The organism is Streptomyces sp. NBC_00316 (assembly GCF_036158715.1).
In the GTDB taxonomy this organism is placed as follows: domain Bacteria; phylum Actinomycetota; class Actinomycetes; order Streptomycetales; family Streptomycetaceae; genus Streptomyces.
Map to the genome: position 1 here is coordinate 5,307,033 of NZ_CP108023.1, position 22,528 is coordinate 5,329,560.

20 protein-coding genes, 1 tRNA gene and 1 pseudogene are annotated in these 22,528 nt (G+C 69.3%); 7 read left to right on the top strand and 15 right to left on the bottom strand.

Annotation, left to right across the window (positions count from 1 at the left end; genetic code table 11):
• Positions 1-267 precede the first annotated feature (267 nt).
• Positions 268-1,041, top strand: a complete 774-nt coding sequence (locus OG878_RS23705) for a response regulator transcription factor (RefSeq protein WP_328891352.1) — start codon at positions 268-270, stop codon at positions 1,039-1,041.
• On the opposite strand, the gene OG878_RS23710 is transcribed toward OG878_RS23705, so the two are convergent.
• Positions 1,000-1,497 carry a MarR family winged helix-turn-helix transcriptional regulator gene (locus tag OG878_RS23710; RefSeq protein WP_328888638.1) on the bottom strand — a complete coding sequence of 166 codons (498 nt, stop codon included), beginning with the start codon at positions 1,495-1,497 and terminating at the stop codon, positions 1,000-1,002. The genes OG878_RS23705 and OG878_RS23710 overlap by 42 nt on opposite strands.
• 88 nt (positions 1,498-1,585) lie before the next feature.
• On the opposite strand from OG878_RS23710, the gene OG878_RS23715 reads away from it, so the two are divergent.
• Both OG878_RS23715 and OG878_RS23720 read left to right on the top strand, forming a co-directional pair.
• Positions 1,586-2,392, top strand: a complete 807-nt coding sequence (locus OG878_RS23715) for a trans-aconitate 2-methyltransferase (RefSeq protein ID WP_328888639.1) — start codon at positions 1,586-1,588, stop codon at positions 2,390-2,392.
• A complete protein-coding gene (locus tag OG878_RS23720) occupies positions 2,392-2,754 on the top strand; it encodes a VOC family protein (protein WP_328888640.1) in 363 nt (120 codons plus the stop codon). The genes OG878_RS23715 and OG878_RS23720 overlap by 1 nt, the downstream gene beginning before the upstream one ends.
• Positions 2,755-2,829: 75 nt before the next feature.
• On the opposite strand, the gene OG878_RS23725 is transcribed toward OG878_RS23720, so the two are convergent.
• Positions 2,830-4,497: an FG-GAP repeat domain-containing protein gene (locus OG878_RS23725; protein ID WP_328888641.1), complete on the bottom strand. Its 1,668-nt coding sequence runs from the start codon at positions 4,495-4,497 to the stop codon at positions 2,830-2,832.
• Between the two features lie 285 nt (positions 4,498-4,782).
• Here OG878_RS23725 and OG878_RS23730 point away from each other — a divergent pair.
• Positions 4,783-5,040: pseudogene (locus tag OG878_RS23730) on the top strand (VOC family protein); the annotation flags it as partial.
• A 75-nt stretch (positions 5,041-5,115) separates the two neighbouring features.
• Here the strand turns inward: OG878_RS23730 and OG878_RS23735 are convergent.
• The 3 genes from OG878_RS23735 to OG878_RS23745 all read right to left on the bottom strand — a co-directional run bounded on the left by OG878_RS23735 (position 5,116) and on the right by OG878_RS23745 (position 8,818).
• Positions 5,116-6,888, bottom strand: coding sequence for a VCBS repeat-containing protein (locus OG878_RS23735; RefSeq protein ID WP_328891353.1), 1,773 nt, complete (start codon positions 6,886-6,888; stop codon positions 5,116-5,118).
• 260 nt (positions 6,889-7,148) lie between these two features.
• Positions 7,149-7,835 carry a TetR/AcrR family transcriptional regulator gene (locus tag OG878_RS23740; RefSeq protein ID WP_277326622.1) on the bottom strand — a complete coding sequence of 229 codons (687 nt, stop codon included), beginning with the start codon at positions 7,833-7,835 and terminating at the stop codon, positions 7,149-7,151.
• A complete protein-coding gene (locus tag OG878_RS23745) occupies positions 7,832-8,818 on the bottom strand; it encodes an acyl-CoA desaturase (protein ID WP_328888642.1) in 987 nt (328 codons plus the stop codon). The genes OG878_RS23740 and OG878_RS23745 overlap by 4 nt, the downstream gene beginning before the upstream one ends.
• Before the next feature lie 352 nt (positions 8,819-9,170).
• Between OG878_RS23745 and ppc the strand changes: the two genes are divergently transcribed.
• Positions 9,171-11,900, top strand: coding sequence for a phosphoenolpyruvate carboxylase (ppc, locus tag OG878_RS23750; protein WP_328888643.1), 2,730 nt, complete (start codon positions 9,171-9,173; stop codon positions 11,898-11,900).
• A 69-nt stretch (positions 11,901-11,969) separates the two neighbouring features.
• Here the strand turns inward: ppc and OG878_RS23755 are convergent, their stop codons facing one another.
• From OG878_RS23755 to OG878_RS23790, 8 genes are all read right to left on the bottom strand, one after another.
• Positions 11,970-12,674: an LPXTG cell wall anchor domain-containing protein gene (locus tag OG878_RS23755; RefSeq protein WP_328888644.1), complete on the bottom strand. Its 705-nt coding sequence runs from the start codon at positions 12,672-12,674 to the stop codon at positions 11,970-11,972.
• 244 nt (positions 12,675-12,918) lie between these two features.
• On the bottom strand, positions 12,919-13,389 hold the full coding sequence (locus tag OG878_RS23760; protein ID WP_328888645.1) for a hypothetical protein: 471 nt from the start codon (positions 13,387-13,389) through the stop codon (positions 12,919-12,921).
• A gap of 86 nt (positions 13,390-13,475) precedes the next feature.
• On the bottom strand, positions 13,476-14,069 hold the full coding sequence (gene pth / locus OG878_RS23765) for an aminoacyl-tRNA hydrolase (RefSeq protein ID WP_328888646.1): 594 nt from the start codon (positions 14,067-14,069) through the stop codon (positions 13,476-13,478).
• Positions 14,070-14,196: 127 nt separating this feature from the next.
• A complete protein-coding gene (locus OG878_RS23770; RefSeq protein ID WP_328888647.1) occupies positions 14,197-14,784 on the bottom strand; it encodes a 50S ribosomal protein L25/general stress protein Ctc in 588 nt (195 codons plus the stop codon).
• 182 nt (positions 14,785-14,966) lie between these two features.
• Positions 14,967-15,941 carry a ribose-phosphate diphosphokinase gene (locus OG878_RS23775; RefSeq protein WP_030976866.1) on the bottom strand — a complete coding sequence of 325 codons (975 nt, stop codon included), beginning with the start codon at positions 15,939-15,941 and terminating at the stop codon, positions 14,967-14,969.
• A 119-nt stretch (positions 15,942-16,060) separates the two neighbouring features.
• Positions 16,061-17,509: a bifunctional UDP-N-acetylglucosamine diphosphorylase/glucosamine-1-phosphate N-acetyltransferase GlmU gene (gene glmU, locus OG878_RS23780; protein ID WP_328888648.1), complete on the bottom strand. Its 1,449-nt coding sequence runs from the start codon at positions 17,507-17,509 to the stop codon at positions 16,061-16,063.
• 109 nt (positions 17,510-17,618) lie between these two features.
• Positions 17,619-17,689 (bottom strand) — tRNA-Gln (locus tag OG878_RS23785).
• Positions 17,690-17,700: 11 nt separating this feature from the next.
• Entirely contained in the window at positions 17,701-18,573 is an 873-nt protein-coding gene (locus tag OG878_RS23790) for a hypothetical protein (RefSeq protein WP_328888649.1), read from the bottom strand.
• A 155-nt stretch (positions 18,574-18,728) separates the two neighbouring features.
• Between OG878_RS23790 and OG878_RS23795 the strand changes: the two genes are divergently transcribed.
• Positions 18,729-20,045, top strand: a complete 1,317-nt coding sequence (locus OG878_RS23795) for a sensor histidine kinase (RefSeq protein WP_328888650.1) — start codon at positions 18,729-18,731, stop codon at positions 20,043-20,045.
• A gap of 118 nt (positions 20,046-20,163) precedes the next feature.
• Here the strand turns inward: OG878_RS23795 and OG878_RS23800 are convergent, their stop codons facing one another.
• Together OG878_RS23800 and OG878_RS23805 are read right to left on the bottom strand one after the other, a co-directional pair.
• Positions 20,164-20,712: an SUKH-3 domain-containing protein gene (locus tag OG878_RS23800; RefSeq protein WP_328888651.1), complete on the bottom strand. Its 549-nt coding sequence runs from the start codon at positions 20,710-20,712 to the stop codon at positions 20,164-20,166.
• 10 nt (positions 20,713-20,722) lie between these two features.
• Complete coding sequence (locus OG878_RS23805) at positions 20,723-21,244, bottom strand: YwqJ-related putative deaminase (protein ID WP_328888652.1); 522 nt, start codon at positions 21,242-21,244, stop codon at positions 20,723-20,725.
• 302 nt (positions 21,245-21,546) lie between these two features.
• On the opposite strand from OG878_RS23805, the gene OG878_RS23810 reads away from it, so the two are divergent.
• A complete protein-coding gene (locus OG878_RS23810; RefSeq protein WP_328891354.1) occupies positions 21,547-22,524 on the top strand; it encodes an SMI1/KNR4 family protein in 978 nt (325 codons plus the stop codon).
• Positions 22,525-22,528: the final 4 nt, after the last annotated feature.

Below are 22,528 nucleotides of genomic sequence, written 5' to 3' on the forward strand. Positions count from 1 at the left end.
CCCTAAACACCGAGGTCCATCAGTTCTGTCAATTGCCTTCCGCTTCGGGCCCTCAGCCGTACGCTGATGCACAGCACCGGTGGGGGCCGGTGCTGATTCAGGGGTACGAGACGGTCGGGTACGACGCCCGGGGCGGGGTGGCAGCCGGCACACGGCGGCGGCCGTGGCATTGCGGTTCACCTCAGCGCTCCGGGCGTCGTACCCGCACTTGTCCGCCCCGTCGGGGTGCCGGGGGTGGCCCCGGGCCAGACGCAGCTGGGGGTTCCTGTGGTCCGTATCCGGGTTCTCGTGGTGGACGACCACCGCATTTTCGCCGAATCGCTTGCGGCGGCCCTCGCGGCCGAGCCGGACGTCGAGGTGTCCGCGGCGGGCAGCGGCCCCGCCGCGCTGCGCTGCCTGGAGCGCGCGGCCGCCGAAGGCCGCACGTACGACGTGATGCTCGTCGATGCCGAACTGGGCAGCCTGTCGCCGGGCGGACGCGCCGTCCCGGGCCCGGTCCCCGTCCCGCGCAGTGGTGACAGCCCGGTCGACGGGATCTCGCTGGTCGCCGGGGTCCGTGCGGGCCAGCCGTCCGTCCGCACGGTGGTGCTCGCCGAGAAGGACGACGCGCGCCGGGCCGCGCTTGCGCTGCAGGCCGGAGCGTCGGGCTGGGTGGCCAAGGACTGCTCGCTGCAGCGGCTGCTCACGGTCATCCGCGGGGTGCTGCGCGACGAGACGCACCTTCCGCCCGCGCTGCTCACCGGCGTGCTGCGGGAACTGACGGCGGCCCGCAAGCACCGCACCGAGAGCGAGCGCCTGGTCGAGTCGCTGACCCCGCGCGAGCGCGAAGTGCTGCGCTGCATGGTGGCGGGACTGGGCCGCAAGGCGGTGGCGGAGCGGCTGTTCCTCTCGCCGCACACGGTGCGTACGCATATGCAGAACGTGCTGGGGAAGCTGGGCGTGCACTCGACCCTGGCCGCGGTCGCCCTGGCCCGGCGGGCCGGTGTCGGACCTGCCGAGCTAGCCGGGGATGTTGTCGAACGGGGCGGTCAACTGGCGTAGCAGCGAGGCCAGTTCGAAACGCTGCTGACGGGAGAGTTCGCCCAGGATGGCCCGTTCCTGGGCGAGCAGCCCGGCCAGCGACTGGTCGGCCTTGTCGCGCCCCTCGGCGGTGAGCCGGACGAGGACGCCGCGCCGGTCGCTGGGGTCGGGGAGCCGCTCGACGAGGTTCTTCTTGGTCAGCCGGTCGATCCGGTTGGTCATCGTGCCCGAGGTGACCAGGGTCTGGGTCAGCAGCTGGCCGGGGGAGAGCTGGTACGGGGCGCCCGCGCGGCGCAGCGACGTCAGCACGTCGAACTCCCACGGCTCGAGGTTGTGCTCGGCGAAGGCGATCCGGCGGGCCCGGTCGAGGTGACGGGCGAGGCGCGAGACGCGGCTGAGCACCTCGAGCGGTTCCACGTCGAGGTCGGGGCGCTCGCGGCGCCATGCTGCGACCAGTCGGTCGACCTCGTCCTCCATGTGGATCAGTGTAAAGGGTCTGTCGACATGAAGTCTCTTGAATTCAAGTGTCTTGACATCAAGATAGTGGGCTGGTGATCCTTGCTGCATGACGACACCCACCTGGGACCCGCAGCAGTACCTGCGCCACGCCGACCACCGCACCCGCCCGTTCCACGACCTCCTGGCCCGCATCCCCGAGCCCCCGGCCGCCCCCGCACCGCGCATCGCGGACCTCGGCTGCGGAGCCGGCAACGTCACGGCCCTCCTCGCCGACCGCTGGCCCAAGGCCCGCATCACCGGCTACGACAACTCCCCCCAGATGCTGGAACGGGCCCAGGCCCACGCCACCCCCCTCCTGGACTTCGCCGAGGCCGACGCGACGACCTGGACGCCGCCGGAGCCGCACGACGTGATCGTCTCCAACGCGCTGCTCCAATGGGTCCCCGGCCACGCCGACCGCTTCCCGGCCTGGCTCGACGCCCTCACCCCCGGCGGTACGTTCGCCTTGCAGGTCCCCGGCAACTTCGACCAGCCCACCCACGTCCTGATGCGCGAACTGGCCGAGTCGCCCCGCTGGCGCTCCCGCCTGGGCGGCATCCTGCGCCACGGCGACGCGGTCCTGACGCCCACCGCCTACCTCGACCGCCTCACCGCCCCCGGCATCACCGCCGACGTCTGGGAGACCACCTACCTGCATCTCCTCCAGGGCGAGGACGCCGCCCTGGACTGGGTCAAGGGCACCGGTCTGCGCCCGGTCCTGACGGCGCTCGCGGACGACCCGCAGGCCAGGGACGCCTTCCTCGCCGAATACCGCGATGCACTGCGCACCGCGTACCCGAAGGGCCCGCACGGCACGGTCTTCCCGTTCCGCCGCATCTTCGCCGTGGCGCACAAGTCCCGGCGGGAGAGCTGATGATCGCCGCCCTCGACCACGTCCAACTGGCCGCCCCGGAAGGTGCGGAGGACCTTCTGCGCGCCTACTACGCCGGCACCCTCGGCATGACGGAGATCCCGAAGCCGCCGGTCCTGGCCGTCCGCGGCGGCTGCTGGTTCCAGGCGGGTCCGGTCCAGCTCCACCTGGGCGTCGAGAAGGACTTCCGCCCGGCGAGGAAGGCGCACCCCGGCCTGCGTGTCACGGACATCGAGGCGTATGCGTCGCGGCTGGAGGCCTGCGGCGCGGAGGTCCGCTGGGACACCGGTCTGCCGGGCCACCGGCGTTTCTTCTCCCACGACCCGGTGGGCAACCGGCTGGAGTTCCTGGAGCCGGTGGGATGAGTCCCGGCGCGGGCACGCAGGAGCGCCCTGCCGCCGGAAGCCCGGCCGCAGGGCGCTCTGTGTGGTGCGGGGTGCTCAGTACAGGTTGCGGTAGGTGTTCCAGCCGCCGCCGACCCGGACCTTCGCCGCGAACTTCCCGGTTCCGGTCGAGGTGTAGCGGTAGAGGTCGCCGGCGGAGTTGACGCCGACGATGTCGCCCTTGCCGTCACCGTTGATGTCGCCGGGTGCGGCGAGCTTGTTGTAGGTGTTCCAGCCGGCGCCGATGGAGACCCGCGACTTGAACGGGGCGGAGGCGTTGCCCGTGCCCGCGTACAGGTAGAGGGTGCCGCCGGTGGTGCGGGCCAGGAGGTCCGTGCGGCCGTCACCGGTGTAGTCGCCCGCGCCGAGGAGCTTGTTGTACGCACCCCAGCCGGAACCGACCTTGATCCGGGTGGCGAACGCGCTGCCCGTGCCGTTGCCGCGGTACAGGTAGAGGTTGCCGGACCGGTCCCGCGCCAGCAGGTCGCCCTTGCCGTCGCCGCTCAGGTCGCCCGGACCGACGAGGCTGTTGTAGATGTCCCAGCCGTTGCCGATCGTGTAATCGCCGTTGTAGAGCGTGCCCTTGTACACGATCGGCAGGTCGGACTGGCCGTCCTTGTCGAAGGACGAGGCCAGTGTGAAGCTGAGGCCCGACGGGAACTGGTCGATGAGCTGGCGGTCGCCGAATGCCCCGTTGTTCTTCGCGTAGTACCAGTACAGGTTGTTCTTGCCGTCCAGCCCCATCAGGTCGTTCTTGCCGAAGTCGGGGTTTCCGCCCGCTCCGAGGAACAGCGATGCGACGTTCCAGTTCGTCCCCCACGTGCTGCGGGGGAGGAAGGTGCCGTACCCGGTCGACTCGTAGTAGTACATCGTGCCGGACTGGGTGCGCACGAGGAGGTCGGCCAGGCCGTCGCCGGTCTGGTCGTCGATCCCGATGAGCTGGTTGTACGCGTTCCAGCCGTTGCCGACCTTCACCCGGCCCTTGAACGGGGTTGCGGCGGTGCCGGTGCCGGCGTAGAAGTACAGCTCGCCGGCGGTCGTACGGGCGATCAGGTCGCCGATGCCGTCGCCGTTCATGTCGTTCGCGCCGACGAGCTGGTCGTACGCGCCCCAGCCGTTGCCGACCTTGACCCGCGAGGTGAACGGGTTGCTCTCGACCGCGCCCGTGGTCGTGTAGAGGTACAGCTCACCCGAGGGCGTACGGGCCAGGACGTCGCCCCGGCCGTCCCCGTTCAGGTCGCCGGGAGCGAAGACCTTGTTGTAGATCTGCCAGCCCTTGCCGGACCAGGTGGCGTAGCCGGTGCTGTCCGCCCCCCAGCTCTGGAAGAGCGAGAGGGTGCCGGTCGCCGACAGGGTGAAGAAGTCGGGACCGCCGCCGCCGTCGAGGTCGCCCGGCGCGATGATGTCCTTGTACTGCTCCTCGTAGTCGCCGTTGATCGTGTAGGTGTGGCTTTCGGCACCGGCCGACGGGTAGACGTACAGCTGTCCGTCGATGCCGCGTTCCATCAGGTCGCTGTACCCGTCGCCGTCCACGTCCTGACGCGGCTTCGCCGGGATGACCGCGTCGGCCTCGCCCGCGACACGCGCGGCCGGGGACTTCTTGGCGGTGCGCTGCGGCAGCGTGAGCGTCGGCAGCCGGTCGAGCCGGGGCTGCGCGGGCCGCTCGACGGCCGGGGCGTGCGGTGCGGGTGTGGCATCGGCCGAGGCCGGGGCGGCCAGCAGCATGCCGGCCGAGAGAACAAGAGCGGTGCAAGCCGCGATCCGGCGCGCGCGCTTCGGGCGCGCGGGCACGGACAGGGCGGGTTCCACAGAAGACAAAGCCCCCCCAGGGGTCAGTGGTGGAACCGGGTCGAACGGATTCACAGATGCGTTACATGCATGGTGAATCAATGCCCGGGATAGCCACAGACTCTACAGCTGTGACCCACGGGACTGAAGTGGTTTAACGATTGAGTAATAACGGAGTTCCCGCCGTTCGGAACGGCAGGGCGGCAGTACAGAAGCCGCGACCCGCCGGTCCTGGCCGCTCGTGGCGGCTGCTGGTTCCAGGCGGGCCCGGTCCAGCTCCACCTGGGCGTCGAGAAGGACTTCCGCCCGGCGAGGAAGGCGCACCCCGGCCTGCGCGTCACGGACATCGACGCGTACGCGTCGCGGCTGGAGGCCCGTGGCGCGGAGGTCCGCTGGGACACCGGTCTGCCGGGCCACCGGCGTTTCTTCTCCCACGACCCGGTGGGCAACCGGCTGGAGTTCCTGGAGCCGGTGGGATGAGTCCCGGCGCCGGCACGCAGGAGCGCCCTGCCGCCGGAAGCCCGGCCGCAGGGCGCTCTGTGTGGTGCGGGGTGATCAGTTCAGGATGCTGTACGTGTTCCAGCCGCCGCCGAGCCTGACCGGGGCGGCGAACTGGCCGGAGCCGTTCGAGATGTAGAGGTAGAGGCTGCCGTTGCGGTCGACCCCGACGAGGTCGGCCTTGCCGTCCCCGGTGAGGTCGCCGGGCGCGGCCAGCTTCGTGTAGGTGTTCCAGCCCCTGCCGACGGGGAACGGGGACTGGAACGGCTTGTACTTGTCGCCGGTGCCCCGGTACATCTTGAGCACCCCCGCGGAGTCGCGGGCCACCACGTCGGTGCGGCCGTCCCCGGTGAAGTCGCCGGCGCCGATGATCATGTTGTACGCGTTCCAGCCGCCGCCGACCCTGATGCGGGCATCGAAACCGCTGCCTGTGCCGTTGCCGGGATGGATGTACAGGTAGCCGTCGGTGTCGCGGGTCAGCACGTCACCCTTGCCGTCGCCGGTCAGGTCGCCGGGGCCGACGGTGACGTTGTAGCTGCCCCAGGCGCTGCTCATCCTGTGAACGCTGTCCATGTAGGTGTAGTTGTAGAGCCCGCCGTCGAACACCTCCAGCAGACTGGCCAGGGTGGTCTCCTTGAGCGAGGACGCGCCGACGGGCTTGGCGCCCTTCCACCCGCCCACGTCGCTCCAGCGGGCACGCGGGCTCAGCTTGCCGTTGTTCAGCGACCAGTAGGCCCAGAGCGTGCCCTCGGAGTCGAGCCCGAGGAGATCGCTCTTGCCGTAGTCAGGGGCGCCGCCCGTGCCGGCGATGAGCGATGCCACGTTCATACCGGTGCCGCCCGCCACACGCGTCGCGAGTTCGCCGCCGGTGCCGGTGGCGAGGTAGACGTAGACGTCCCCGTTGACCGCGCGGCCGAGCAGGTCGCCCCGGCCGTCGCCGTTCAGGTCGTCGACGCCGATGACCTGGTTGTAGATCTTCCAGCCACGCCCGACGTGGTCGGGATCGGTGAACGGGGCTGCCGTGGAGCCGGTGCCCGTGTAGAAGTACAGCTCGCCGGAGACGGTCCGCCCGTAGAGGTCGGCGATGCCGTCCCCGGTGACGTCGTTCGCCCCGATGAGCTGGTCGTACGCGCCCCAGCCCTTACCGATCAGCACCCGTGCGGAGAAGGGGGAGGCGGCCGTGTTGCCGGTGGCCGCGTACAGGTACAGCTCGCCCGCAGGCGTGCGGGCCAGCAGGTCGGACCGTCCGTCGCCGGTCAGGTCACCGGGCGAGAGCACCTTGTTGTAGATCTGCCAGCCCTTGCCGGTCCAGGTCGAGTTCCCGGTGCCCGCCGCCGACATACCCGCATGGAACGAGAGCGAGCCGTACGGCGACAGGGTCAGGACGTCCGCGACCCCGTCGCCCGTCTGGTCGCCGACCGGAATGACGTCCTTGTGCACGTCCGGAGCCTTGCCGGGGATCTCGAACGCATGCGCCTGATCGGCGGTGCTCGGCGAGATGAGGAGTTCGGCGTCGTACGTCCGGTAGATCAGGTCGGAGTAGCCGTCGTCGTCGAAGTCCGCACGGGGCTTCGCCGCAACGGCCGCGCCGCCCGCACCTTCCGCCGCTGCCGCCTTCTGCTTCCGGGCGGTGTGCTTCGGCAGGGTCAGGGTCGGCCGCAGGCCCGTCGAGGACGTGGGCCGCTCCGTCACAGTGCGGTGCGGTGCGGGTGTGGCATCGGCCGAGGCCGGGGCGGCCAGCAGCATGCCGGCCGAGAGAACAAGAGCGGTGCAAGCCGCGATCCGGCGCGCACGCTTCGGGCGTGCGAGCGCGGACAGGGCGGGTTCCACAGAAGACAAAGCCCCCCCAGGGGTCAGTGGTGGAACCGGGTCGAACGGATTCACGGATGCGTTACATGCATGGTGAATCGGTGCCCGGGACAGTCGCAGACTCTACAGCTGTGACCCACGGGGCCGAGGTGGTTTAACGATTGAGAAGTAACGGGGTTCTGCTGTTCGGAGTGGCGGTACGGAGGCCGCAGAAGCCGCAGAAGCCGCAGAAGCCGCGTAAGCCGCAGGCGCGCGGGTGCCGGGTGGGCGCCCCGCGCCGCTCAGCTCTTGCGGTGTCCGATCAGCCGCGGCTTCGACTCCAGGTTCTCCAAGCCGTGCCAGGCCAGGTTCACCAGATGCGCCGCCACCTCGGCCTTCTTCGGCTTGCGCACGTTCAGCCACCACTGACCCGTCAGCGCCACCATGCCGACCAGCGCCTGCGCGTACAGCGGCGCCAGCTTCGGGTCGAAGCCGCGGGCCTTGAACTCCAGGCCCAGAATGTCCTCCACCTGAGTGGCGATGTCGCTGATCAGGGACGCGAACGTACCCGTCGACTGGGCGACGGGAGAGTCACGGACCAGGATGCGGAAGCCGTCCGTGTACGTCTCGATGTAATCGAGCAGCGCGAACGCCGCCTGCTCCAGGAGCTCACGCGGATGACCCGCCGTCAGTGCGCTGGTCACCATGTCGAGCAGCTGGCGCATCTCACGGTCGACCACCACCGCGTACAGGCCCTCCTTGCCGCCGAAGTGCTCGTACACGACCGGCTTGGAGACACCGGCGCGGGCCGCGATCTCCTCGACCGACGTGCCTTCGAAACCCTTGTCGGCGAAAAGGGTGCGGCCGATGTCCAGCAGCTGCTCGCGGCGTTCCTTGCCCGTCATCCGCACGCGGCGGGTGCGCCGGGTGGAGGAAGGCCGGTTCTTCTCGCTGCTCGTGCTGCCGTCGGTCGCCACGCCGTCAATCATGCCGCGTCGGCCCGTGCGGGCTTGCGCCGGGAGTCGATCCGGGACGCGTCCGGCCAGCGCACGTCGTACGCCCAGCCGAGCTTCTCGAACCACCGGATCAGCCGGGCACTGGAGTCGACCTGGCCCCGCAGCACCCCGTGCCGGGCGCTCGTCGGGTCCGCATGGTGCAGGTTGTGCCACGACTCGCCGCAGGACAGAACCGCCAGCCACCACACATTCCCGGACCGGTCACGGGACTTGAACGGGCGCTTGCCGACCGCGTGACAGATCGAGTTGATCGACCACGTGACGTGGTGCAGGAGCGCCACCCGTACGAGAGAGCCCCAGAAGAACGCCGTCGCCGCACCCCACCACGACATCGTCACCAGACCGCCGACCAGCGGCGGAACCGCCAGCGAGACGATCGTGAAGGTGAGGAAGTGACGGGAGACCCCGCGAACCGCCGGGTCCTTGATCAGGTCCGGGGCGTACTTGTGCTGCGGCGTCTGCTCCTCGTCGAACATCCAGCCGATGTGCGCCCACCACAGGCCCTTCATGAGCGCCGGGAGCGACTCCCCGAACCGCCACGGCGAGTGCGGATCGCCGTCGGCGTCGGAGAAACGGTGATGCTTGCGGTGGTCCGCCACCCAGCGCACCAGCGGCCCCTCCACCGCGAGCGACCCGGCGACGGCCAGGGCGATACGGAGCGGGCGCTTCGCCTTGAACGAACCATGGGTGAAGTAGCGGTGGAAACCGATCGTGATGCCGTGGCAGCCGATGTAGTACATGGCGACCAGCAGACCCAGATCGAGCCAGCTCACCCCGCGCCCCCACGCCAGCGGCACCGCCGCGACCAGGGCCACGAACGGCACCACGATGAACAGCAGCAGGGCGATCTGCTCGATCGACCGCTTGTCGTCGCCACCGAGCGTGGCGGAGGGGAGATCCGGACCGTCGGCCGCCGGTTCCCGGGCGTCGCCGATCACGTCGGGGGTGGTGTTCATGGGGAGCCCCTGGAGGGTGAGGAGTACGACGGAAAGCTCTGGCTACGCATCCGTAACCTACGGCTTCGTAAGTATGACAGCGCGGAGGCCCGCAGCACGAGAGCCCGACCGGGCGGGTGCGAGCCCCCGGGCCCGACGGAACACCGAGCGGGCCGCGAACCGCACCGACGCCGTCGACACCTATCCTGGAACCGTCGGACAGCGCGGTCCGCACTCTGCTTTCCCGGGCGGGTGACCGCATCATGCGCCCCCCGGACCCCCTGACAGACGTGCCCACCCGTCTCCCGCCACCACCCTTGTAGGGAGACGCTTCGCCACGCACCTCCTCATCCGCTGCAAGGAGCCGCACACTGTGAGCAGTGCCGACCAGACCCCCGCCGCCAGCCCCGAACTGCGCGCCGACATCCGCCGCCTGGGTGATCTGCTGGGCGAGACCCTCGTACGCCAGGAGGGCCAGGAACTCCTCGACCTCGTCGAGCGCGTCCGTGCCCTGACCCGCACCGACGGCGAAGCCGCCGCCGAACTCCTCGGCGACACGGACCTGGAGACCGCCGCACAACTCGTGCGCGCCTTCTCCACCTACTTCCACCTCGCCAACGTCACCGAGCAGGTCCACCGCGCCCACGAGATGCGCGACCGGCGCGCCGCCGAGGGCGGGCTCCTGGCCCGCACCGCCGACCGGCTGAAGGACGCCGACCCGCAGCACCTGCGCGAGACCGTCAAGAACCTCAACGTGCGGCCCGTGTTCACCGCCCACCCCACCGAGGCCGCACGGCGCTCCGTGCTCAACAAGCTCCGCCGCATCGCCGAACTGCTCGACACCCCCGTCATCGAAGCCGACCGGCGCCGCCACGACCTGCGGCTCGCCGAGAACATCGACCTCATCTGGCAGACCGACGAACTGCGCGTGGTCCGCCCGGAACCCGCCGACGAAGCCCGCAACGCCATCTACTACCTCGACGAACTGCACGCCAACGCCGTCGGCGACGTACTCGAGGACCTCGCCGCCGAGCTGGAGCGGGTCGGCGTCCAGCTGCCCGCAGGCACCCGCCCCCTGACCTTCGGCACCTGGATCGGCGGCGACCGCGACGGCAACCCCAACGTGACCCCCGCCGTCACCTGGGAAGTACTGATCCTCCAGCACGAGCACGGCATCACCGACGCCCTGGAACTCGTCGACTACCTGCGCGCCCAGCTCTCCAACTCCATCCGCTACACCGGCGCCACCGACGAACTGCTCACCTCCCTCGAAGCCGACCTGGAACGACTCCCCGAGATCAGCCCCCGCTACAAGCGGCTGAACGCCGAGGAGCCGTACCGCCTCAAGGCCACCTGCATCCGGCAGAAGCTCGTCAACACCCGCGAACGCCTCGCCGGCGGCACCCCGCACCGCCCCGGCTGCGACTACCTCGGCACCAGCGAACTCATCGCCGACCTCGCACTCATCCAGACCTCCCTGCGCGAGCACCGCGGCGGCCTCTTCGCCGACGGCCGGATGGACCGCACCATCCGCACACTCTCCGCATTCGGCCTGCAGCTCGCCACCATGGACGTACGCGAACACGCCGACGCCCACCACCACACCCTCGGCCAGCTCTTCGACCGGCTCGGCGAGGAATCCTGGCGCTACGCCGACATGCCGCGCGACTACCGGCAGAAGCTCCTCGCCAAGGAACTCCGCTCCCGCCGCCCGCTCGCCCCCACCCCGGCCCCCCTCGACGCCGCGGGCGAGAAGACCCTCGGCGTCTTCCACACCATCAAGGAAGCCTTCGAACGGTTCGGCCCCGAAGTCATCGAGTCGTACATCATCTCGATGTGCCAGGGCGCCGACGACGTCTTCGCCGCCGCCGTACTCGCCCGCGAAGCCGGACTGCTCGACCTGCACGGCGGCTGGGCCAAGATCGGCATCGTGCCGCTCCTGGAGACCACCGACGAACTGCGCGCCGCCGACGTCATCCTCGACGAAATGCTCGCCGACCCCTCCTACCGGCGACTCGTCTCCCTGCGCGGCGACGTCCAGGAGGTCATGCTCGGATACTCCGACTCCTCCAAGTTCGGCGGCATCACCACCTCCCAGTGGGAAATCCACCGCGCCCAGCGCCGGCTGCGCGACGTCGCACACCGCTACGGCGTACGCCTGCGCCTCTTCCACGGCCGCGGCGGCACCGTCGGCCGCGGCGGCGGGCCCTCGCACGACGCGATCCTCGCCCAGCCCTGGGGCACGCTGGAAGGCGAGATCAAGGTGACCGAACAGGGCGAGGTCATCTCCGACAAGTACCTCATCCCGGCACTCGCCCGGGAGAACCTGGAACTGACCGTCGCGGCCACCCTCCAGGCCTCCGCGCTGCACACCGCACCCCGCCAGTCCGACGAGGCCCTCGCCCGCTGGGACGCGGCCATGGACACCGTCTCCGACGCCGCCCACGCCGCCTACCGCAAGCTGGTCGAGGACCCCGACCTGCCCGCGTACTTCTTCGCCTCCACCCCCGTCGACCAGCTCGCCGAACTGCACCTGGGGTCCCGCCCGTCACGCCGCCCCGACTCCGGCGCCGGCCTCGACGGACTGCGCGCCATCCCGTGGGTCTTCGGCTGGACCCAGTCCCGGCAGATCGTGCCCGGCTGGTACGGCGTCGGCTCCGGGCTCAAGGCACTGCGCGAAGCCGGCCTGGACACCGTCCTGGACGAGATGCACGAACAGTGGCACTTCTTCCGGAACTTCATCTCGAACGTCGAGATGACACTCGCCAAGACCGACCTGCGGATCGCCCGCCACTACGTCGACACACTCGTCCCCGACGAACTGAAGCACGTCTTCGCCGACATCGAGGCCGAGCACGCACTGACCGTACGGGAAGTCCTCAAGGTCACCGGCGGAACCGAACTGCTCGGCACCAGCCCGGTGCTCCAGCAGACCTTCGCCATCCGCGACGCCTACCTCGACCCGATCTCCTACCTCCAGGTCTCCCTGCTGGCCCGCCAGCGCGCGGCCGCCGAACGCGGCGAGGAAGCCGACCCGCTGCTCGCCCGAGCCCTGCTGCTCACCGTGAACGGAGTCGCCGCAGGTCTGCGCAACACCGGCTGACCCTCTCACCCGCAGCACGACAGTGCCCCCACCGGACGCATCCGGTGGGGGCACTTCGCTGCGCGGACGTCAGTGCTGCTGAGCCTTGCGGCGACGCATCACCAGGAAGCCGCCGGCCGCGGCGAGCGCCACGGCGACTGCCGCCAACATGCCGACCGGGGCACTGCTTCCGGTCTCGGCGAGGTTGCCGGACGCGCCGTCCTGGGTAGCCGAAGCGCCGGCCGGGGTGCTTTCCGAGGGCGACGGGGCGCCGGACGGCTGCTCGCCACCGGGAGCGGAAGGGCCGGTGGACGGCGTGGCCGAGGGCTCCTCGCCGGGCTTCGTGGGCTCTTCACCGGGCTTCGTGGGTTCCTCGCCGGGCTTGCCCGGCTCGCAGTCGCTCTTGAAGACCTTGTGCTTGGCCTTGCCGTTCTCGCCCTCGAAGTTCCAGAACAGCTTGTACTGGCCGTCGGGCAGGGTCATGTCGGTGGTACGGCCGTGGCCGGAACCATCGAGCGCGAAGTCGCCCGTCCTGACCGTCTCGCCCTTGTCCAGGTCGTTGTTGGCCCAGGCCTCGATGTGCCACTGGACCTTCTGGGTGGCGTCGAAGCCGAAGGCGTCGAGGTAGAAGGAGCAGACCTTCGGCTCGTTCCTGCGAAGCTCCTCGCCGGTCTTGGCGTCGTGGATCTTCACCGTGCCGTTGTCGCCCTTGGGCGTCGCGGAGGCGGAAGGTGCCAGCAGCAGCGAGGCGGTCACCGCGGTGACCAGAGCGCCGGCGGGAATGAGTATGCGCATGGGCAGTCCAACGTGAGAGATGAGGGATGCCGTGGGGGGGAGGGCTCAGCTTCCTGTGGCTGCTTCAGCCCGTCAAGGTTGATGTGTTCACATCCGCCCCCTGTGCATCGCTCTGCCCCAATGGTCTCGGATAACGATCGGGCGAACACACAGCTCCCGCACAGGCGTCCGCGCCTCTGGGCGTTCGGGGGAAGGGCCCGGAGTGCGGCCCGGGAGTCGCTCGGGGCGCGGCTCGGGGCACGGCTCAGAGGGCGATGAACGTCGCCACCAGCAGGACCGCGCCCGCGATCCCGGTTCCCCATGCGGTCCGGGTGAGCCGCAGACCGCCGCCGATGACCAGGGCGGCGAGCAGCAGTGCGCCGCCGAGCGGCACCCAGGCATGCAGAAACCCCGGAAGCCCCGTGCGCACGACAACGTCGGTCCCGGGCTTCACCACGACCGGATACCTGCCGCCCTTCCGCACCGCGACGGACTTCTCGACCCTCACACGCGCACGCGCGGTTGCATCGTCGGCCGGGGCGAACGAACCCGTACAGACATCCGCGCCGCAGCCGGTCACCGTCATCGTGCCGTGCTCACGGCCCTTGGCGAGGACGATGTGCTGCGCCGAGGACCAGGACGACAGGACGCCCGCGACGAGCAACAGCAGGACGACGCAGCCCAGGGCGGCGCTGCGGCCGTAGAGCAGTGCGCGGTGGGAAGTGCTCCGCTTCATGGGGAGCGATCCTTGGGCAGGCGAACGCTTTCGGTCAACTTCACGTCGGACCCTGGTCGGAAATGATCCGGGATCGCCCTGCTATCTCATGAGTTGTACGCGCTCTGTGCGCGCTCAAGACCCTCCGCGAGCAGGCACTCCACCGAGTCCGCCGCCCGGTCCACGAGATAGCCGAGCTCCTTGCGCTCGGTGGACGAGAAATCCTTCAGCACGAAGTCGGCGACCTGCATCCGGCCCGGCGGGCGGCCGATCCCGAACCGGATCCGGTGATACTCCGAGCCCATCGCCTTCGTCATCGACTTCAGCCCGTTGTGCCCGTTGTCGCCGCCGCCCAGCTTCAGCCGCAGCATCCCGTAGTCGATGTCCAGCTCGTCATGGACCGCCACGATGTGATCGGTCGGCACCTTGTAGAAATCGCGCAACGCCGTGACAGGGCCACCGGAAAGATTCATGTACGACATCGGCTTGGCCAGAATCACCCGGCGGTTCGCCGGCCCCGGCGGACCGATACGCCCCTCGACGACCTGCGCCTGGGCCTTCTGCGCCCGCTTGAACTTCCCGCCGATCCGCTCCGCGAGAAGGTCGGCGACCATGAAGCCGACATTGTGCCGGTTCGCCGCATACTCGGGACCGGGATTGCCGAGGCCCACGATGAGCCAGGGGTCGGTGGCTTCGGACATCTGCGCTCGGTCTCCTTCGCGTACGGATGGTTCCGGATGGCCCGGATACAGGCCGACGGGGCGGCAGGTCCCCGGAGAAGGAACCGCCGCCCCGTCAGTCAAGCAGGTCAAGCGTGAAGGGCGAGGCTCAGGCCTCGGCGCCCTCGGCCTCGGCCGACTCGGCGGCCGGCTCCTCGGCCTGCGCGGCGACGACCTGCAGGACGACAGCGTCCTCGTCGCCGGCCAGCACCGAGCCGGACGGCAGCGGGATGTCCTTGGCGAGGATGGAGTCACCGGCGTCCAGGCCCGCGACGGAGACCGTGACGGACTCGGGGATGTGGGTGGCCTCGGCCTCGACGAGCAGGGTGTTCTGCACGTACTCGAGAAGGTTGCCGCCCGGGGCCAGCTCGCCCTCGACGTGCACCGCGATCTCGACGTTGACCTTCTCGCCGCGCTTCACGGTCAGCAGGTCGACGTGCTCGATGTCGCCCTTGAGCGGGTTGCGCTGCACAGCCTTCGGGATGACCAGCGCGTTCTTGCCGTCGAGCTCCAGGCCGATCAGAACGTTCGGGGTACGCAGCGCCAGCAGCAGCTCGTGGGCCGGCAGCGTGATGTGGACCGGCTCGGCGCCGTGGCCGTAGACGACCGCGGGAACCTGGTTGTCACGACGGGCGCGGCGGGCAGCACCCTTGCCGAACTCGGAACGGGGCTGGGTGGCGAGCTTGATCTCGGCCATGACTGCACTCCTCGTGGGGTGACGAAAACGGGATGGTCACCCGGCCCACGACAGGCCTGCTACGAAGAGCGCGTCGATAACGGACCGCCGTACCCATGAGTACGGCCTCCCTCGCCGAGCAACTCGCTGAGTCTACCCGGCGGGGAGGCCGCACCCAAAGTGGATCTTTTCCGCAGTGCTGCTTACTGCTCCTCGAAGAGGCTCGTCACCGAACCGTCCTCGAAGACCTCACGCACCGCACGCGCGATCGTCGGCGCGATCGACAGCACCGTGATCTTGTCGAGCTCCAGCTCACCCGGCGTCGGCAGCGTGTCCGTGAACACGAACTCGCTGACCTTCGAATTCTTCAGCCGGTCCGCCGCCGGACCCGACAGCACACCGTGCGTCGCCGTCACTATGACGTCCTCGGCACCATGCGCGAACAGGGCGTCCGCAGCGGCACAGATCGTGCCACCGGTGTCGATCATGTCGTCGACCAGGACACACACCCGACCCTTGACGTTGCCGACGACCTCGTGGACGGTCACCTGGTTGGCGACGTCCTTGTCGCGGCGCTTGTGGACGATCGCCAGTGGCGCGTCCAGGCGGTCGCACCAGCGGTCGGCGACGCGCACACGTCCGGCATCCGGGGAGACGATCGTCAGCTTCGAACGATCGACCTTCGCACCGACGTAGTCGGCAAGGATCGGCAGCGCGAAGAGGTGATCGACCGGACCGTCGAAGAAGCCCTGGATCTGGTCGGTGTGCAGGTCGACCGTGAGGATGCGGTCCGCACCCGCGGTCTTCATCAGATCAGCGACCAGACGAGCCGAGATCGGCTCGCGGCCACGGTGCTTCTTGTCCTGGCGCGCGTAACCGTAGAACGGCACGATCACCGTGATCGAACGGGCCGACGCGCGCTTCAGCGCGTCCAGCATGATCAGCTGCTCCATGATCCACTTGTTGATCGGAGCCGTGTGGCTCTGGATCAGGAAGCAGTCGGCGCCGCGGGCGGACTCCTGGAAACGGACGTAGATCTCACCATTGGCGAAATCGAAGGCCTTCGTCGGCACGAGGCCGACACCCAACTGGTGCGCAACCTCCTCGGCCAGCTCGGGGTGGGCGCGGCCGGAGAAGAGCATCAGTTTCTTCTCGCCGGTCGTCTTGATCCCGGTCACAGCACAGTCTCCTCAGACGTGTTCCTGGCGCTGCACGCATGTGTCCGATGTGCAACGAGCCAGCCGAAATGGGGTGAGCATCTATCACGGTACGCCGTGCGCGACGCAGCCGTTTCCGGTCAGCTTTCGTCGTCGCCTTCCTGCGCCGCCGCCTGAGCCGCTTGCGCAGCCGCACTGCCCGGACGCTTACGAGCCACCCAACCCGCGATATTCCTTTGCTGGCCACGGGCGACAGCCAGCGAACCGGGCGGTACGTCCTTGGTGATCACCGAGCCCGCAGCGGTGTACACACCGTCCCCGACCGTGACAGGTGCCACAAACATATTGTCCGAACCGGTCCGGCAGTGAGACCCGATCGTCGTGTGGTGCTTCGCCACACCGTCGTAGTTCACAAAGACACTCGCGGCACCGATGTTCGTGTGATCACCGATCGTCGCGTCACCCACATAACTCAGATGCGGCACCTTCGTGCCCTCACCGATCGTGGCGTTCTTCATCTCCACATACGTACCGGCCTTCGCCTGCGCACCGAGCCTCGTACCAGGACGCAGATACGCGTACGGGCCGACCGTCGCCCCCGGCCCGATCTCCGCCCGGTCCGCAACCGTGTTGTCCACCCGCGCCCCCGCATGGACGGTCGTGTCCGTCAACCGCGAGTTCGGACCGACCTCCGCGTCCTCCGCAAGATGCGTGGTGCCCAGCAGCTGCGTACCCGGGTGCACGATCGCGTCCTGCTCGTACGTCACCGTGGCATCCATCGCCGTCGTCGCCGGATCCACCACGGTCACACCCGCCAGCATCGCCCGCTCCAGCAGCCGCTGGTTCAGCAGCGCACGGGCCTGCGCGAGCTGCACCCGGTTGTTGATCCCGAGAATCTCGCGGTGGTCGGCCGCGACCGACGCACCGACACGGTGCCCGGCCTCACGCAGGATGGACAGCACGTCGGTGAGGTACTCCTCGCCCTGGCTGTTGTCGGTACGGACCTTGCCGAGCGCGTCCGCGAGCAGCCGCCCGTCGAACGCGAACACGCCGGAGTTGATCTCACGGATCGCGCGCTGGGCGTCGGTCGCGTCCTTGTGCTCGACGATCTCGGTCACCGCACCGCTCGCCGCGTCGCGGACGATCCGGCCGTAACCCGTGGCGTCCGGGACCTCCGCGGACAGCACGGTGACGGCGTTGGCATCGGCCGAGTGGGTGGCCGCGAGCGCGGTGAGCGTGTCGCCGGAGAGCAGCGGGGTGTCGCCGCAGACGACGATCACGGTGCCCTCGATCACGCCGCCGAGCTCTTCGAGCGCGACGCGCACGGCGTGGCCTGTACCGCCCTGAACGGCCTGGTAGGCGGTCCGCACCTGACTGTCGACGGTGGCGAGATGCGCGGTGACCTGCTCACTCGCATGGCCCACGACCACGACGAGGTGCTCGGGGTCCAGCTCGCGGGCTGCGGTGACGACATGCCCGACGAGCGAGCGCCCGGAGATCTCGTGCAGGACCTTGGGGGTCTTCGACTTCATGCGGGTGCCCTCACCCGCTGCGAGGACGACGACGGCTGCCGGGCTGTGGACGCTCACAGATATGCCCTTCGGCTTTGGGTGGTGGACAACCGCAGGATACCGGGGGCGTACGGGGCGGACATGAGTGCGGGCCCCGACCGGTGAGGTCGGGGCCCGCACTCAGGGGCTCCCGGGGAAGGAATCGAACCCTCATTCAATGGACCAAAACCATTTGTCCTGCCATTAGACGACCCGGGATGGTGTGCGCCTTATGTCCGATTTTGATGATCGGCTCGTTTTGCAGCCCCTACTATGCCGCACCACCAGCCTTCGATGCGACGGTACAGGTCGGCGCTTTTGAGAACGCGTACGACCAGGCAGCCCCGGTAGCCCTCGCCGACGTTCTTCCGGTTCGTCCTGGGGTTGTGTTTCTTGATCGACGTCTTGCCGAACGACGCGCTGTCGGCGCCGGTCAGGTCCCTCCAGTACTGCTCGGCCGCGGTCACGTCCGCCGTCTCGTGGATGTGTACGTGAAAGCGCAACTGCTGCGCACTCACGCCGAGGAGCTGGAGCCATGTCAGGAAGACCTCGATCATTCGAGGGTCGCTGTTGATGAAAGTGACTCTCTCCGCGAGGCGGTGAGGTTTGGACTTCGACCCCTCCGACCAGTAAAGGCCGACGCCCAGCAGGAAGAGTTCGCGATCGCTCATCGCACCGATCTCGTCCGTCGCATCCTGCTGCGTCTTCCGGCGTTCCGTCTCGCGCCTGTGAAGCGTTGCCTCCCAGCCGCGCCGGGCGATGGCTGAGGCTTCCTCCTGCGTTCGGTTGCGCGCCGGCTTCGGCAGATCCCGCACCCACAGCGAGATGGAACTCTTGGAGCAGCCCAGCTCCACCTGTATCCGGTCATAGGTCATGCCCCGGCGGCGCAGCTCCCGGGCCTTTTCCCGCAGCTCGTCCTTGGTGTTCGGGCGCTTCGTCCACTCCGGGGCGGGCTCGCCCTCGAGGAGGCGGTTGAGGATGTCGTTGTTGTTCACGAGCAGCCGGTCGCGGATCTGGCGGCGGCTGAGGCCTTCGCGATGCAGAGCGACGGCTTGTTCGCGGAGGCTTTCGAAGTCGGCGTATTTGCTGGTGATGTCTGTCACGGATCAAGTGTTGTCCGGAATGCGGACGTCTGGGTCGAATGAGCGGTCGATTCGCCATTTCGGGCGATCGTCGCTCATTTCGTCGCCGTTCGAACGCGGTACGTGCTGTCCAGGTCGCCCGAAAATGGGATGCGGCCGCCCGTAGTCTGGATGCCATGACCGCAACGGGGGAACACCGGGAAGGCGCGGGATCGACCACTCGCGGCTATGCGTGGTGGGAGCGACGGCGCAGTGTCGTCCTGGATGTGTGGCTGGCGCTGCTGTCCGCGCTGGAGTGCGCGTTGGAGGGGGTGCGTTTCGCGGGGGACGCCGGGGTGCCGGTGCCTTTCGGAGTGGTTTTCGGGCTGCTTGCAGGGTCCGTGCTGGTGGTGCGGCGGCGCTGGCCGATCGCCGTGGTGCTGGTCTCGATCGCGACGACGCCCGCCGAGATGGGCTATCTGATGGGCCTGGTCGGTCTCTACACGCTGGCCGCGTCGGATGTGCCGCGCAGAATCACCGCGGTGCTGACGGGGATGTCCTTGGTGGGCACGTTCATCGTCGCGTACGTGCGGTTGCAGCAGAGTGTCTCGGTGCACGCCGGGGACCTGGGGCACGGTGACTGGTATGTGCCCGTGCTGTCCCTTCTGATGTCGCTGGGGCTGACGGCCCCGCCGGTGCTGTTCGGTCTTTACATAGGGGCGCGGCGCCGGCTGATGGAGAGCTTGCGGGAGCGGGCGGATTCGTTGGAGCGGGAGTTGTCGCTGCTCGCGGACCGGGCCGAGGAGCGGGCGGAGTGGGCGCGCACGGAGGAGCGGACGCGGATCGCGCGGGAGATGCACGATGTGGTGGCGCACCGGGTCAGCTTGATGGTGGTGCATGCGGCGGCTCTGCAGGCGGTGGCACCGAAGGATCCGGCGAAGGCGGTGCGGAACGCGGCGTTGGTCGGCGATATGGGCCGACAGGCGTTGACCGAGTTGCGCGAGATGCTGGGTGTGCTGCGCACGGGTGATCCGGCGGTGGCGCGGGTGGCGAAGGTGCCGTTGGCCGCGGTGGGCCGGGCGGCGGCTGCGGCGGCTGCGGCGGCCACGGAGGAGGGGCCGCGGCTTCGCGAGGTGGAGGTGCTGGTCGGGCAGTCCCGGGCGGCGGGGATGACGGTGGAGTTGTCGGTGGACGGTGAGGCGCGCCCGTATGCGCCGGAGGTGGAGCAGACGGCGTACCGGGTGGTGCAGGAGGCGTTGACGAACGTCCACAAGCATGCGGCGGGTGCGAGGACGTGGGTGCGGTTGGCGCATCGTGGTTCGGAGGTTGCGATGCAGGTGGAGAACGGTCCGTCGGACGGTGCTGCGGCGGATGCGGGGCTGCCGAGCGGTGGCAACGGTCTGGTGGGGATGCGGGAGCGGGTGCTGGGTCTGGGGGGTGTGTTCGTGTCGGGTCCGACGGACGCGGGTGGTTTCCGGGTTTCGGCGGTGCTGCCGGATCAGGGACCGGCGTAGCGGGCGACGGGGCGGTCGTGCCGGACCGGGGGCGGGCTGTCGAGCCCGTCCGGCGATCGAGGGCGGGACGGCCGCGGGGCGGGCGTGGCCTGCCGTTGTGCCCGCCGCGGAATCCGGTTCAGCCGGACGTCAGCCGTTCCGGCTGGATTCCCCCGACCAGCGTTGCCAGTGCTTCGTCGATGCCGGCGCCGAGGTACCAGTCCCCGGTGTGATCGATGCTGTAGACGCGTCCTTCGATGTCGATCGCGAGGACTGCCTGTCCGTTCCCTTCTTCGCCGAGCGGGCTGACCTCGGTCTCCAGTGCCCGCCCGAGGTCGGCGAGTGTGCGGGCCATGTGCAGGGCGCTGAGTGGGTCGATGCGTACGGAGGCGGGTGCGATGTGCCGCCCGGGTGCGGAGGCCGTGATGAGCAGGCCGCCGAATTCGGCCCATGCCTCCACCGCTGCGGGGAAGACTGCGTGCTGGTGGCCGGCGGGGGAGGCGTGGGCGCGCAGTGCGTCGGCCCATTCCTCTGCTTGCCGGATGTCCCAGCGGCCGGGCTGCCAGCCTGCGGTGCGCAGGGCGGCGTCGACGTCGGCGGGGAAGCGTGCGGTCGTGGCGGTGCGGTCCGCGTGGGTGGTGCGGTCGGCCTGTTCGGGCAGGTCGGGATGGTCGGTTCGGTCGTGCATCGGCGCGCGATCAGCCCTTCTCGGCGGTGGTTGCCGCGCTGGTGGTGAGGTCGACGGGGCGTACGCCGAAGTGGGCGAGCATCGCCGTGCAGGATCGGCAGGGCGGTGCGTAGCTGCCGTGCAGGGGGTCGCCGTCCTCGCGGATGCGGCGTGCGGTGAGCCGTGCGTGTTTGAGTGCGCGGCGGGCTTCGCCGTTGGTGAGCGGTTTGCGCTGGGCGCGCTTGGACCGTTCGGTCTCGGCGGCGGTGAGTTGCCGGGAGAGCAGTATGGCTTCGGGGCAGCGGCCGGTGAAGCGTTCGCGCTGGTTGCTGGTGAGGGTGTCGAGGAAGTCCTGGACGAGTGGGTGGAGTACGGGCGGTTGGTCGCCTTTGCCCGCTGTGCAGGTCAGTGTCTCGCCGCGGACGGACAGTGCTGCGGCCACGGCGGGCAGGATGCCGTCGCGGCGGTGGTGCAGGCGGGGTGTGCGGCTGGTCTCGGTGCTGCTCCAGCTGAGGCGCGGGTCCCCGGATGTGACTGTTTGTGCTGTGTGCATGGTGTGGATGTCCCTCCCGTGCCCGCAGCGGCAGCTGCAGGTGTGCACGTCCCCGGGTTGCGGTGACAGCCTGCCAAATGTGCCAGGTGGTGGGGAAGCTGGGGCGGTGAAACGTGTCTGCGTGTCGCGGGGAGTGGCCGGACCGTCGCTTGTCCGTCACCCGCTCGTGACGGTTCGTGATCGGAACGGGGGGTGAAGTGGAGGGGCGGGTCCCCCTGTTGCGCCACCGCATAGGCTGTGCGAGGACCGCCCCCATGGGCCGGTCGGTCCTCATCGGTCAGACGCAGCAGGGGGCAACCGCCATGACGACAGGTCGGCTCGGGCAGCAAGCCGCGCCACCGAACGCGGCCTATGCCGGGCAGGTCGTGCACTTCCCGGATCCGGTCCGGGCGTCGCGCCACCCGAGGGGTGTGCGCGTGGACGAGAACGGCTGTCCGGTTTTCACGCCGTATGCGCGTGCCGCCGCCGAGATAGCGGAGCCTCCGCAGGGCTTCGGTGTCGATGAGTTGAGGCTCACCGATTACGTTTCGGCCAATGCGGCGTTGGCTGCGGCCGGTCATGAGCTGTGGGACACGATTCCGGCGGTGGCCACTCCGCATGGTTGGACCTGGCATCACGTGCCGGGCGGCCGGCGGATGGAGCTCGTGCCGGTCGAGGCCAAGGCGTTGCTGCGGCATCACGGTGGTCTGGCCACGGCTGCGGTCGATCAGAGCAAGCGGGGTACGCGTCCGTTGCAGGAGACGCGGCCTGCGCACTTCCGGCTTCCGAAGGGGTCGGTGGCGGTCGGTGAGCAGCAGATCCTGGGTGTGGAGGAGGATCTCGGATACCGGCTGCCGGGTGCGTATCGCTCGTTCTTGAAGGCGGCGGGTGGTTCGGCGCCGGTCGGTGCGGCGCTGTATGCGGAGCTGGGTCTCCTGGTCGACCAGCCGTTCTTCACGGTGCGCGACGAGGCCGCGGTGAATGACCTGGTGTATGTGAACAAGTGCCTGCGGGACCATCTGACCAAGGACTATCTGGGGGTCGGTTTCGTCCAGGGCGGCATTCTCGCGGTGAAGGTCCGGGGTGACGGGGTCGGTTCGGTCTGGTTCTGTGCGTACGACGATGCCAGGGATCAGGACGGCTGGGGTGTGCAGGAGCGCGTGGACCGGCTGTTGCTGCCGTGCGGTGCGGACTTCGACGCGTTTTTGCAGCGGTTGGCGGGCAACCCGCCGGAGTTGGAGACCGTGGCAAACCTGATGGTGGACGGTGGCTTTGCGTACGCCGTCCCGGTGGAGGGGTGAGCGC